General features: G+C 53.5%; 11 protein-coding genes. 2 read left to right on the top strand and 9 right to left on the bottom strand.

Annotated elements, in window-relative coordinates; genetic code table 11:
* Nucleotides 1–76 precede the first annotated feature (76 nt).
* From FGQ61_RS01240 to FGQ61_RS01210, 7 genes are all read right to left on the bottom strand, one after another.
* Nucleotides 77–268 carry a hypothetical protein gene (locus FGQ61_RS01240; protein ID WP_089572626.1) on the bottom strand — a complete coding sequence of 64 codons (192 nt, stop codon included), beginning with the start codon at nt 266–268 and terminating at the stop codon, nt 77–79.
* Between the two features lie 41 nt (nt 269–309).
* Nucleotides 310–1,965, bottom strand: a complete 1,656-nt coding sequence (locus FGQ61_RS01235) for a hypothetical protein (protein ID WP_138374304.1) — start codon at nt 1,963–1,965, stop codon at nt 310–312.
* 72 nt (nt 1,966–2,037) lie between these two features.
* Complete coding sequence (locus FGQ61_RS01230) at nt 2,038–2,844, bottom strand: hypothetical protein (RefSeq protein ID WP_118258817.1); 807 nt, start codon at nt 2,842–2,844, stop codon at nt 2,038–2,040.
* A 54-nt stretch (nt 2,845–2,898) separates the two neighbouring features.
* Complete coding sequence (locus FGQ61_RS01225; RefSeq protein ID WP_118258819.1) at nt 2,899–3,600, bottom strand: hypothetical protein; 702 nt, start codon at nt 3,598–3,600, stop codon at nt 2,899–2,901.
* 12 nt (nt 3,601–3,612) lie between these two features.
* Entirely contained in the window at nt 3,613–4,989 is a 1,377-nt protein-coding gene (locus tag FGQ61_RS01220; RefSeq protein WP_138374303.1) for an SPFH domain-containing protein, read from the bottom strand.
* Nucleotides 4,990–5,372: 383 nt separating this feature from the next.
* Nucleotides 5,373–6,866: a zinc ribbon domain-containing protein gene (locus FGQ61_RS01215; protein ID WP_138374302.1), complete on the bottom strand. Its 1,494-nt coding sequence runs from the start codon at nt 6,864–6,866 to the stop codon at nt 5,373–5,375.
* A 149-nt stretch (nt 6,867–7,015) separates the two neighbouring features.
* Nucleotides 7,016–7,633, bottom strand: coding sequence for a zinc ribbon domain-containing protein (locus FGQ61_RS01210; protein ID WP_138374301.1), 618 nt, complete (start codon nt 7,631–7,633; stop codon nt 7,016–7,018).
* A 139-nt stretch (nt 7,634–7,772) separates the two neighbouring features.
* Between FGQ61_RS01210 and FGQ61_RS01205 the strand changes: the two genes are divergently transcribed.
* Together FGQ61_RS01205 and FGQ61_RS01200 are read left to right on the top strand one after the other, a co-directional pair.
* Nucleotides 7,773–9,131, top strand: coding sequence for a hypothetical protein (locus FGQ61_RS01205; RefSeq protein ID WP_171021466.1), 1,359 nt, complete (start codon nt 7,773–7,775; stop codon nt 9,129–9,131).
* Between the two features lie 102 nt (nt 9,132–9,233).
* Entirely contained in the window at nt 9,234–10,616 is a 1,383-nt protein-coding gene (locus tag FGQ61_RS01200; protein ID WP_138374299.1) for an ATP-binding protein, read from the top strand.
* 41 nt (nt 10,617–10,657) lie between these two features.
* Here FGQ61_RS01200 and FGQ61_RS01195 read toward each other — a convergent pair whose 3' ends face one another.
* On the bottom strand, nt 10,658–12,274 hold the full coding sequence (locus FGQ61_RS01195) for a hypothetical protein (RefSeq protein WP_138374298.1): 1,617 nt from the start codon (nt 12,272–12,274) through the stop codon (nt 10,658–10,660).
* Nucleotide 12,275: 1 nt separating this feature from the next.
* Nucleotides 12,276–13,493, bottom strand: a complete 1,218-nt coding sequence (locus FGQ61_RS01190) for a zinc-ribbon domain-containing protein (protein WP_138374297.1) — start codon at nt 13,491–13,493, stop codon at nt 12,276–12,278.
* Nucleotides 13,494–13,890: the final 397 nt, after the last annotated feature.

Below are 13,890 nucleotides of genomic sequence, written 5' to 3'. Positions count from 1 at the left end.
CAAAAGCCCCATGGCTTCTAGCCCGCAGAAACATCGATGTTTCCAAATGATCGCAGCTTGTGTTTCAAGCGCTTTTCTACGCTACCGGCGGATGCAAATCCCAATCGGGAAAGCAGTTTGCAAAGCCTGAGAGATTTTGAGTCAAAACATTGTTCTCAGCTTGCTTCAGTCGCTCGTCCTCTTCAAACAGACTATCGAGCTCGCTCAATGCATCGAAGTCCTGCATCGCGGCATCGTTATGGTCGAAATCAGTCACTTCATCAGTCATCTATTTCACTCCATTCATGGTTATCGAGTCAATCCTATCGGCTAGGCAACCTTATCGAGCTTAAGCAGGTCGCTGCGCTCGGCCGCCGCTTCCTTCGCGCTCTTCCACTGATTAAGCGCCAGATCGATCTCGGAACAGCCTTCCTGGATGCGTTTGGAGTATTTGGCCTCAATCTCTTCTGCCTCCGCAGCGCGCTGCTTGCTCGAGAGGCCCGTCTTTACTAGACAATAGCCAGCCCCCGCAAGAAGCAGAATGCCAATAACCTGGTTTACAAACGCAAAGCAAGCTACTCCCAAAACAGCGAGGACAACGGCCGCTATCTTGTGGCTCTTGTTGCCCTTCGCAACCTTGACATCAAGCTCAGCGAGCTCCTTTTTCTTCTCTTCACCGACATAGCGAACATAATCGCCGCGCAGCGCATTGCCCTCATCGCCGGTGACCGCTCTGCTTGTCCATCCGTCGAAGTCAAGGGTGATCGCCTGCGGAAATTCGGGGACATCGCTCTTGCGATACCGGTTGAAACCACCGTTGATATAGGAACCCAAAAACTGAATCGCGGTCTTCTTTTTATGCACATCCACAGACGCACTCTGGTCGCGCATCGAGCGTGTCATCTGGTCGATGATATTCATCGTCTGCTGACGCTTCTCATCACGGCGACGATTGACGAGCTCTCGGGCGCGCTCCACGTCTCCGCCAAACGCCTTGACCGCAAGAAGATACTCCTCCTGGCGGCGCAAATTTCGCTCCTTGGAGTCATCGGAGTTAACGAGCTCCATCAGATGCCTGTCAACCTGCTCGGCAAGCGTCCTCTCGTCAACATCAGAAGCCTTGAGGTCGGCGAAGTCATTGGAGATGCTCTCGATTGCCTCGACTTTTCCGAGATACTTATTGATGTAGTCAAACTCCTTGACCACCACCTTGAGTGCCGGATATCTCGAGCTCATATCCTCCTCGTAGCCGGTAAAGTACTCCGCCCATGACTCTGACTGCTCATTCTCGAACTCAGGGCTCTGATTTCTGATCTGCTCGATCCAGCCCGCCATATAGTCGTCGCACAGGTGCTTTTCGTCGGTTCCGAAGATGCCGTTGATATAAGCATCGATGTAGACCATCGCATCGGCATCGATGCGGGCGGCGTTTTGCGTCGAGAAGTAGCGTGCTAGCCATTCGTAGCACGTAGCCGTGCGGTTATTACGTCTGCAGATCAGAGCCATCGCAAGCGACGTGTGCTCGTTGTCACGTTTGACAGCCTCGCGTATTGCGCGCTCTGCAAGATCTCGGTTGTTGTTGATCCATGCCGCAAGGGCAACCAGGACAGGCGCCAGCCAGTAGTCCGGGGTAGAAATCATTAACTCCTCGGAGACCGTCGAAATCGTCGCCTTGCGCACGAGCGCTGCATCGGTTGCCTGGAGAATACCGACCATGGTGTTTCGAACCACCGAGTAGTTGCCGAACTTCTTGTCCATCTCCTGCCGGACGCTCACGAGCTCCGTAGTCGCCTGCTCAAGTGCGGCGGTACGACGCTGTTCGAGCATCATCTCGAGAAAGTCCTTTCGGAGCTTTTTAAGGTCCTTCCGCACTTCCTCCATTTGGGATTCGACCTTATCGACCTTCGTGGTCATCTGGTCAACTTTTGTTCCAATAGCGGCGATTCTGCGCTCGATAAGGGCAGTATCTAAACCCGAATCACTCATCTGTACCACCTTTCAGTTTGAACTGTTTAGATCATCCAATAGCTTTAAGCGAGTAAGCACCCGCCATCCGCTTTATTGAGAGGCCATGCTTCGGTATTGCTCGGACACCTGCTGATAGGCCACGAGAAACTTCTGTTTGTATTGGCTTGCCTTCATCGAATTGACGATGCGCCCGACGGGCTCCACATAGTGTTCGAGAAAGTACGAGGTCCTTCTTCGTAACGCAAACGAACCAGTTTTATAGGGGGACCCGGGGTTCTCTCTAATGCCCTTGAGTAGTGCGAGACACGTCTTGGGTATGTTGCAGTTGGCGGCGATATCTTGATAGAAGCTCTCCCGCTCTGCGGTCATAAAGTCTTCCGAAGCATACCGCGCTATGCAGAACGGGCACACAGCATCGATAAAGCTCTCAAGCCGAGACCGATCCTCCATGCTCTGCATATTGGCGACCACGAGCGATACCATCTGAACCTCAAAGTCACGCATGTTGTAGAGCGTCGACTCAAACAAGTCGATCAAGTCACGCACTTCGTCATATTCGAGAGGGATATCTTCGGCCCTTTTAAAGAAAACCGTCATCGAACCCGAAAGACCTTCGCAAAACTCATCGCAGTACGCAACCATAAACTGTGCTGCCGCGTTGTCTTGCATCATATTGAGCACGTCCGCGGCAAATTTGCGGGCCTCCGGAAAGTTACCACCCTTAAAAAACTTGATGGCATTGTCCTTGGCAAACGCGATTTTGCCCGTGGCCCCCAGACGCGCCCGCGAATAGTACATCTCGCGACCGCACTGGTTGCAATGAACCTTTCGAGTTGCGGGGTCAAACTCGACATCGGTGCTGCCGCAGCCCTCACAAGTTATACCGTTGATTTCCAATAGCTTCCCCCACTTCAACCATCAAAGTGCCCTGGCAAAAAGCAGCGCGAGCCCTTATTTGACAGCGGTCAGCGCCGCATTGCGCTTTTTCCAGATATTGCGCGCATCATGGACAAGGCCAACCGTAACATCTGCCGGCTCATCGGCACTCATGGAATTCGAGACCGCCTCAAGCGCGGCGGAGAACTGTCGCTCGATCTCTTGAACATGGGGTTGCGACATGTTGGAACTAAAGGAGATGTCATCCTTAAGCGCTTTGAGTTCGGCTTTGACCTGAGCGTCCTGCGCCACGGCGAGGAGCTGTCCCACATACGATCCGAACTGCGCCGTTTGAACCGTCTTTGCGGCCACGGCAGCAACCTTTTGGTCAACCTGGCGGCCATTGAAGCCCAGACCCATCTGCACAAGGACAAGCACAGCAAGAAGGACAACGTTTACGACGACTGGAATCGTGCTGCCGCCCCACCCATATGCCGCAAACACAAAGTACGTGTTGGCCAGAAGGGCAACGACAAAGTAGGCACAGCTGGATGCGACCGGCAAATAATGGATTTCGGTCGTGCTTTTGACCGTGGACTGCTTATCGGACATGGCAGCCGAAATCGAAGCCGCCGCAAAAGCCAAAACCCCAAAGCCAAGCGACATAGCAAAGACGATAGGGTTCATCAGCGCGTTTTTGCAGACAAACATGATTACAAGCCACGCCACCAAGACGATTGCCTCGCCCAAAATGACACGTTTAACAGAACCGTTCATCTTTGTTTCTCCTTATTGGATCTTAGTTCCACAATCGGGGCAGAATTTGGTCCCTTCGGGCAACTCGGCTCCGCAGCTCGGGCACCTTGGCGAGATCAACCGGTTCCCGCATTCCAGGCAGAACTTGGCACCGACCGGGTTAAGATGCCCACACGCCAAACACGCAACACCCTGCTCGAGCTTTTGTCCGCATTCCAGGCAGAACTTAGCACCCATCGGATTAACGTTTCCGCAACTGGGACACACGGGACCGTTTTGCATACCTGCGGACGCGGAAGCCGTTCCAACCATGGGAGCAACAGCGCCCATGGCCTGGTTGGCCAAGTTGGAGAAGCCAGCTCCAAATGCACCGCCCATGCCAACGCCCATGCCGAGTCCCATGCCGGCTCCCATGAGGCCCGATGCGGCACTCCCCTCATTGCCCGCAGCACTCTCCATTACGTCCATGCCGCGCTCCTGCTGATAGTTGTAGCCTTCGCGCGCACGCTTCCTGGCAAGTGCCTCGGACTCGATGTCCATCTGGGCAGCGTTACCCTGCGCCTCGAGAATGCTCCGCTTACGCTGGATCTTCATCTCGTTGATGGCAGCAAGATCCTCTTCGAAGGGCTTGATGCTGTTGAACGAGAAGTTATCGAGCGTGAGACCAAACTCATCGAAATAGTTAACGAGCTTGCCCTGCATCTGAGACGAGAAGTCGCTCAGATGCGTCGCAATTTTAAGAACGGAAACCTCCTGGTCAACAATCGCCTTGGCAAGCAGGTCAGGAACATACTCAAGGATTTTTGCCCGCATAAAGGAAGTAAGTTCTTCTCGCGTATAGCGATCTCGCGTGCCCACGACCTTAACGAGGAACTTCCTCACCTGAATGGGAACCAGGCTCGAGTCATTCTGCTCGATATGCGCGCCAAACAAACCGAAGGCGCGAACATGAACGTTGACGTCTTCCTCAGGGTCTTGGACAATGATGGGCTCGGTCGTGCCCCAGCGCAGCTCGTTCATGTAGTTAGTATTGATAAAGTACACAACGGAATGAAACGCCGAGCTACCGCCGGTAAGCGAATGGGCGGCATTGCGGAACGGGGCGAATCGGCTGTCTCCCGTGTCGAGCTTGATCTTGCACGGACCGACAAACACGCTTACCTGAGAATCGCCGGCACCCGTAGCGTCAGTAGAACTGCCCGCCCCCATATTGTTGGTAAAAACGGCAATCTGCGATTGCGCAACCTGAAGATAGGACCCGTTGGGAAAATCCTCGTAGGGATAGCGGAATGAGACAAGCGAGGCATCTTCGTCGTTGCCAGGCTCCCATTTGATATTGTCGACAGAAAAGGCACCGAGAATTCCGCTGTGCTTTTCTTCCTTTTCGTTATCGCTATGGAACAGTGACATGCTGATTCCTTTCGTTAATCCCAAACCACGCGTTCCGCGTGTCTAATAAATTGTGAACTGCCGAGTCGACAGGCGCATCGAAAGCCTGTGCGCCTCAATCTGTCCCCAACTTAGCTTGGCTAATTATAGCCCTCAAGTCATCTCATTTAGCCACCCCCGATGAGCGGCAATAATGTCGCACCTTTGGTCAACTGACGAAGAACCGGGAGGGTTCGAACCCCAGATGCCCTTTTGGGGCATACCCGCTGAGCGGGCGAGCGCGTTCGGCCTCTCGGTCAGCTCTTCGTAACGTCCGTTTTAGCCGCAACTAAACTCGTCGGATGGAACAAGGGGAAAGGCATAAGAGCTGCGCGCGCTGTAATGCCAAAACGGCTCGGTTAAAGTTACCAGCTCTCGTGATAGGCCATAATCGACCGACATGGGTACCCTTCGGAGCCGCATTCCGCAGACGCTACGACCTTTCCGTCTTTATAAAACTCGACGTACCAAACGTACGTTGCCGCCCCCTCCCAATAGTTTGGCTTATCAGCGACCTTGAACGTAATAGAGGCGTCATCTGGCACAATCAACTCGCGCTTGGCGTTTGCAATGAACGCATCCATGTCGGCGATCACGCCATCGCCGCGCGCAGCGGCCTCCCCATCGTCGCTGCTATCGGATGCCGCTTCAGATGGTGCTTGAGATGCGCCAGATCGATCGTCCGCAGTGCCAGAGCCGTCCTTCAAAGAGCCCTCCGAAGGCTCCACCCCTTTGAATGCCTTCCACATATCGCTGCTTGCGGACGGCATTTCAATGTCGGCCTCCGGATACTTCCCGGCGAGCTCGTCAAGAATTCTGCACGCTTCCTCACGCCCCTGGACCATCGCCTCCTGCGGTTTGCCACCATCCTCAACGGTCCTCACCAAGTAGGCGCCATTCTGCCTATCGAATTCCTTATTTTGAATTTGCACCGCGTCTACGACCTCAGGACCCTTTGCAGTAAGCGAAATATAGAAATCTGCCTGGTTACAATCCTGACTACAAGTAAATTTAACGATGCCGTCCTTACAGACAGTAATGACTTGGCTCTCACCCTGAGCAATAAAACCGTCATACTGATTCGTCATATTGCTGGAGCCTTCTACCATCTCTGACGAAGGCATAACCGAAACGGCCTCTCCATCAACAAAGCAGTAGGCACCCACAATCGCCGAAATATCGTTCTGCGCATCGACAAACCCAACAAGCAGCTCGTCAATTCCGTCGCCATTCAAATCATCGAAAGCATAGTAGTAGCTTAAAAAGCCGGGGGCAGTCTGGTTGTTATAAACGAATATCTGCCCCAGTCCAGAATCATCACCGCGTCCCTGGGCCCAGTCGTCGTAGCTGGCAGCACCAGCCCCCTTCCGCTCGCAATAGCTCGCAAAGTCCTCGTAACGCGCAACCACGCCCTCGTAAGCCCTGCGTGCTTTCTTGTTTGTTGCCGCGACCTTCTTTTTAGACGACTTCTCCTCGACTGCAGCCGGCTGCTCCTGCTGCTGCGCTTGAGGCAGCACAAAGGCTTCGTAAGCTTTGACCAGGGCGTAAGCGACACCAGCGGTAAAGATGATTGCTGCAAGAATGGTGACAAACGTAGGCACAGCAAAACGGCCGATCTGCCGACGCTGCATCATAAAGGCCGCAAAGGACATATGATCAGAGGGCGCCAGAGAAGGGCCCTCTGCGCGAGATACAGCAGGATCGCTTGTCGCTTTTCTATCAGCAGACGCCTTTGGTGTACCTGAAGGAAGCGGCTGCTGAGCATTCGCCGGCGCATCATCCACATCCAACGGTTTTCCGCATGCAGAACAGAATCGCGCCCCGTCTTTGATCTTTGCCCCGCAGCTTGCACAGTACATAAATCCCCCTAGAACTTCAGCATATCGAAACGATAGCCCACAGCCTGCAAACAGAAAAGGCCCAGGAGCAATTTGCTCGACTGTAAACCTTTTCTTTCACCTTTCAAATTCGCCTGACCCCACGCGGAAGGCATGCGACGGGCTACTTGCTAGGCGCGAGCCATGTGCAGCTTGATTGCCTTGAAGATGATGTTGGCAACCGAGGCAATAGGCCAGAGCGCCACGATCGTCATCGGAACCGATTCGGGAATAACAGGAACCGCCCCGTGAATCACGCTGCCCAACCAGTAAAAAAGCATCAGAACCACGACAGGAAGGCCCACGAGAACCACAAGCTCGATTAGCATAATCGTGATACCGATAATGCCGCTACCATAGACAAGGGGAAGCCTTACACCGCTGCGGTACAGCGAGATAATCACCTTCCAGGGACCAATCAGAAGCAGCGCCAGCGGAATCATATTGTTAAGTCCCAGCGAGCCACCTCCCAGCACGTAATTGAAAAAGAGCACATAGAGCAATGAAATCACCGCTGCTCGCCCAAGCGACCCGATGGACTCGTGAAGCGAATCCTGCAGGCAAGCAGCGGCCTCTGCATCCTCCGCCGCTTGAAACTGAGCCTCGACAGACTGGCTCTCAATCGGCTGGGCCTCGACGTAAATCGCGTCCCCCACCGCGCTGGCCGCAGCCGCGACCGTAGGCGTTCCGCACACGCCGCAGAACTTGGCGCCGTCGTTAATCTCTGCTCCACACTGTTTGCAATGCATAATCGGGTCCTTTCTCGTTACCCCTTTTCTTGACGATCACAAGATACGATTTGTCGTTTATCCGATATAGAGATTTTGACCGGGTAATTTTCCTAAACGTGCTACGCTATTAAACCTGCAGCTAGAGACAGGGGTAACAATGTTTGAGTTCTCCCAAACACGCACCGTTGAAGGTTCGATTCCGTTTAAGAAAGTCAACCTCATAGAGAACGAACCCAATAGGCCCGTTGGCGAGGCCCAGCTTGTCTTTGAACTCTACATGCCCACCGAGCTGGCCGGCAACAAAAGCAACGAAGGGCCCGCACACAGCGAGCGCCATGCCGATCTGATCAGGCTGGCATCATGCATCGAACCCACCGCCGTTAAAGAGCAGCCCTTCCGCGCAAGCCTCTTTAACGTACTTGATTACGCCGAACAGACCGGGCCGCTTTTTGGCAAGCACGCAATAGAATCCGTACGCGATTGGGCCAATGCCGCGATGGCAGCACTTATTGCCATGCGCATCCAGGAATACCTCAACGGGAGCTGCACCATCGCAAAGGTCTCCGCATTGGAAAGAATCGAGAAATCAGTGGTGACCTGCGCGGCAAACGGGTCATCCTTCAAGATCTACACCACTATCCTGAGGGCGGGCGGTGATTATACCGACTCATTCAAAAGCCTGCCCATCGTGCGCAAAATCGAATCCGATGCGGGATATTTCTACGCCTTTATGTTTATGATCGACGAGGAAGAATCCCTCGTTGCACTCAACGTGCTCTCTTTTGAACACGAGCTCACCGCCAATGACTTCAGTGTTTTGCAGGCGATGTTCTACATGGACGAAGACTCCAGCTCGGAGATTTCAGCGCGACTCAAGGTCAGCAATAGCGAGGAGAGCTTCTATGTAATCGACCCTCAAGCAGATATCCAGGAGCGCCGCGAAGAACTTGAAAATGATGACCGCGATGCACTCACTGCTTTGGTGCAGGCGCTCGTGATCTCGCATCTCTCGGGCGCGCACGTGGATGTGTTCCAGGGTAACGAGTCCACAGGGTTCCTCTCCTTTGACAGCTATCTCTCGTGGCTCTGGTTTGATTTTTCACGCAAGCTGAGCACCGTCAAAATTGGTTATTGCGAGCAGTGCGGACGCGCCTATTCACTTGCCGGGCATCGTGGCGTCAAACGGCACTACTGCAGCGATCGATGCAAGACCGATGCCAAAAATGAGCGCACGCGCAAGGAGACGGCAAAGATACGCGAGCTGTTTGGAACGGGCACCAGTGTACGCGACATCGCCAACGAGATAGAACGTCCCGCGGCCTACGTGCGCTCGCAGCTCAATAAATGGACCAAGCTCAAGCACGATCTGGATGAAGACATTGAGTCAAACGGCTTTGATAGCTCCGCGCTACTCAAACGCTGCACCGCTGAGAAGCTCGACCTCAACAACCTCCTCAACGCCAAGCGCAAAAAGCAAATTCAGGACTATGCCAAGCTCAAGCGCCTCGTTAAGTAGAAACGCTGTCATTTCCTTGCCATCCGATTGACGGGTGGAAAGTTGCTCATATACGTGTTAGTAATATATATGTTAGTAATACGTATATGAGCGAGGCGCATCATGTTTGTTGGACGTCGGGAAGAGCTTGAATCCCTGGAAACCGCCTATCAAAAGAGTTCTTTTCAGTTTGCTGTAGTCTATGGAAGGCGTCGCGTAGGTAAAACCAGCCTGCTTCACGCCTTTACACAGGGCAAACCCCATGTGATCTTCTTTACTGGGCAGCAAACCGTTGCAAGCGAAAATCTCGCGCTGCTCAGCCGCGAGATACTTGGCGATAGCGCCGCAGGAGCAGCGTTCCCCTCTATCCAGGTTGCACTCGAATCCGTCTTCGAACACGCCAAGACAGAGCGAATCGTTCTGATTATTGACGAGTATCCCTACCTCGCCGAGAGCGATCCGGGCATCTCTTCGTGCTTGCAAACGCTTATCGATCGACATAAAGACACGAGCAAGCTGTTCCTCGTACTCTGCGGGTCGTCCATGAGCTTTATGGAACACCAGGTACTAGGACACCAAAGCCCTCTTTATGGACGCCGCACCATGCAGCTGCGCATTGACCCCTTCACCATCTTCGACGCGGCGCTCATGCTTCCCGATGCACCCATCGAAAGGGTCATCGAGCTGTATTCCGTTGTTGGCGGGATGCCGCTCTATCTATCACAGCTCGATGGCACGCGTTTCACTCAATGGAACCTTGAGCATGCGCTGTTGCGTCAAGATGCGTTTTTGTATGCCGAACCCCAGAACTATCTGCTGCAAGAGGTCCGCAGCCCGGCTATCTACAATGCCGTCATAACCGCCATTGCCAACGGCTATGTACGCTCCAAAGAGATTGCCGATGTTACCCACCTCGCAACGCCACAGGTCGCGCGACTGCTCGACGCATTGATCGAGCTGCGAATCGTTGAGCGCGTCACGCCTGTTGTAAAGGCAACAAAACGCCAGGTAGTCTATCGGATCTGCGATAACCTGTTTAGGTTTTGGTATCGTTTTGTTCCACAGTACGCAGGAACAATTGAGGAGGGGCTCGGAGCCGCTGTGGCCGCGCGTATCGCCAAGCATGATTTGTCCACCTTTGTAGGTCCTGCATTTGAAGAAGTGTGCCGCCAGTGGTTGATGCGGCAGGTTGTTGAGAGCGAGCTGGATGTGCTGCCCAAGGCAATCGGCTCTTGGTGGGGCACGAACCCGAACACGCGCCGGCAAGAAGAGATTGACGTTGTGTTAGAGGGCGCCGATGGGGAGCTCATCGTTGGCGAGTGCAAATGGAGAAACGAGCCCGTAGATACCGATGTTCTTGAAACACTCGAGCGGCGCAGCGCGCTGCTGGGTCGGCCGATCGAACAGTATTACTTGTTTAGCAAGAGTGGATTTACCAAAGCGTGTCAAAATAGAGCGGCTCAAGCAAGCAGCGCGAGGCTTGTTGGACTCGAGCAACTACTATAAGAAAGGGGCTTGGAAACAGTTTTCCAAGCCCCTTTCAGTTTTTATTCGATTCCCACCTTTTTGAGCGTATCTTTGGTGACTTCCGCAACTTGATTGGGATCGACGTGGGATTCCCCCGAAATAGAGCCGTAACCTGAGGTTGAAAAATCAAAGAAGTAGTATGTCCGGTAATTGTGCCCATAGCCAAATTGCTGATATAGGGCATTATAGTCCGTCTCGGAAATGTCCTTGCCCTCCGACGCATAATAGTATTCGTAGCCATTGCCCTCGCTCGGCGCAACTCCCCAGGACTCGCAGTTGCTTACAAGCGAAAAAACATCGCCTTTCTTGCCGTATACCGAAGTATTGTCCCCAGCCAAAGCCTGCCTGCCAGCAAGCAATGCCGTAATCGCATTGCTCATCTCATATGTACTTTGGCTTACGAGGATGCTGCCGTCATCCGCTTTAATCAGCGGAAGAAACATCGTTCCTCCGTTGCTGTTATCAAGCCAATTTTGACTGTAAAGCCTCTTGACGCCACCATCAGCTGCCGACCAAACCTCTACGGTGTAGGACTTCTGAAGTCCCTCTATATCTCCATTCCAAGCGCTCTTTAATTCGTCATCGCTCATACCGTTCACAACGGTCAAGAGCTCAGGCTGGCCATCCTGATCAAAATCAACGAGGTCGACAAGACAAAGCCCCCGCATCGCATAGACAGAATCAGTCGCCTCAACAATTCGTGGCTCTCCATAGCACGCGAGATATTCCTGGCACTTTTGCTTGTAAGCGGCATACGCAGCGGTATTGTCCGCAGCGGCGCCTCCATCCTTCTTGTCGCCTTCGCCTGTCTTTGTATCGTCCTCGTTGGCCTTAGGCACCTCGAGGGAAACCTCTTTTACGGCATCAGTGGATTTAGAGTTATCGACGACTTTGACGGGAATGCTCCACTCGACTTTTGACTTGGAGTCCCTAACGGTGAGGGTATATTTTCCCGGTTTGATATCGGGAAACTGGCTTACCGTGAAGCCCTCGTCACCCTTAACCTCAGCATTGGTGCTGTAGCCGTTGTCGCCGTTCAGGGTCACCGAGTACTTCTTGATCTTCTCGCCCTTTGCGTCGGTCGGGGTAATCTTGGATTCTTGGGCCACCACGATGGCCTTGTCCTGGCCGTAATGGGCAACGTCGCCGGACTTGCTAAAGAACAGCAGATAGCTAAAGATGGCAATGACTGCCAGACCAACGACGATACCAACGATATAGAGCGCCTTGGGCTCCTTTTTCTGTGCGGATACATTCGCCGCAGGCGCAGGGGCTGGCGCCGCGACGGGCTTGGCGACCGGATTGATCGGCTTTGGCCGGTCGGCGCGCACGGCTGGAATCGAAGGCGTTGCATCGGACGACACGTCGTCCTTGGGCCGGTCGTCTTCTTCGTCCGCTACGGGCCCGCTCTCCACGGGCGACTTTTCCTCCCCCGCCTCGGCACCGGCGGAAGGCTCCTTCTCCGTTTCGTCACTAGCGAAAATCTCTTCCGCAGCCTCATTGATAACGGAAGGCTCTTCTGCCACTTCGTTGCTGGCAGAGTTCAGCACCGCCTTTGCATCTTCGAGTGCATAGCCACACTCGGTGCAGTATCGCAAATCGCCATCAAGCTCAAATCCACAGTTGGGACAGAACATGTTAGTCCTCCTTATCGACTTTCACCGTTGTACCGTCCTTGACCTCATCAGGGGTTACTTCGGACCCCACTTGAGACTCATCATCCCAGGACGCAACCAAAATCTCGCAATTGCCGTCCGCAAAAGTACCGAGCTCATAGTCTTCGGTGTGATACACCAGTCCCTTGGATGTCACACACAAGCACGTTGAGCCCTTGATTGAATAGTCCGAAGAATTACTCCGCATGAGCATCGAATTGTAATCAGACGGATGTTCTCTGCCCATTTCCGTAAGATACGGCCAAACTGCCGAACTCATGGAACTGGCAAGATCCTCGGTATCAATGCCAAACATGTCCTGAGGACTAACAGTATCACCCGTATGCAAATCAAAAATAACACCAGTCACAACCGTGCCGCCATGCGGACCCCATCCCGTCGAATAGCGCTCGTCACGGATACAGAAAAAGTTCTCATCCATGTACGTTACCGTCACGTTTCTCGATATGCAGGGAAATTCGCCGTCGGGGTACAACTCAGCATCTGATTGCTCATTATCTGATGCTCGATTTGTTCGCTCCGCGTCAATTTGAAGGGGCTCGAGAATCGCCTTGTTAATTTTGTCTGCAACGTCGTCTTTGGTGGAGCTCTTAAGTTGCGGATAGGACCATTCCATGTCCCTCCGCTCGCCCTGTTCGAGCATAGGGTCGACCGGAGCAGACACCGTCAATGACTTTGCCTCCAACGTATAGACAACTTCTTCGACCGCTCTCTCGTCCTTCTTGGGCCTTTCGGTCGCTTGCTCCTGTTGCACGGATTGCTGCTGGAGATTGGGCTCGATGACGTTCTTGTAGAGCATGAAAGCAGCGTAAGCGATGCCTGCAGCGGCGATAAATGCGGCGATCATGATAGCAAACTGCGGCACTAGGCGGTTACCGACCTGACAGCGTTGCATAAAGAAGTTGTACATCTGGGAGTGACCGCTACCCGCGGTCTTCGAGACCGGCTCGGGGCTCGGTTCTGCTGTGGACTCGGCATTCGCGGATCCTATCGCAGAGTCCGTTTCGGTATCTGTGGGTTCCATTATGACTTCAGCGGACGATGATTCTCGCTCCGACGGCTCGGCCTTGGGCCCCTCCTCGGCCGCAGTCTTGCCCGAGAGCCCGCCCAAGGGCAGACCGCATTCGGTACAGAACCGCGCATCATCACCAATCTTGCTGCCACATTTGGGGCAAAACATGAACCTTCTTCTCCTATTCCTTTTACTCTCGCTGAGTCGTGAGTTACCCACGTGCCGTTTGTTTCGTAGTTTAACTATTTCTTAAACAAATCGATGGGTGACTTGAACAGACGCATACCCACTCAAGTGACCCTATACCGGCTAGTTATCCTGGCTCATGGCATGAGTGTCAGTGTAAGAATTTTCGCTGAACAGGTCCGCCCCCTCGAAGTCCGAGCCGATGCTCAACTTGAAGCCATTTTTTGCCGAGATGGAGAAATCGCCGCTGATATCCATATCATGCTCGCGGCCAACCGCCCTCATTTTCCGAAGTCCCACCCGTCACGTTATCAGGAGCCCGAAGTCAAAGAGATAGTAAAAGCCGATTGGGGCACATGTGATTCCATATGCCCCAATC

It is taken from the genome of Collinsella aerofaciens, from assembly GCF_005844325.1.
GTDB lineage: Bacteria > Actinomycetota > Coriobacteriia > Coriobacteriales > Coriobacteriaceae > Collinsella > Collinsella aerofaciens_G.
This window is presented reverse-complemented; position numbering and strand designations above follow the sequence as displayed.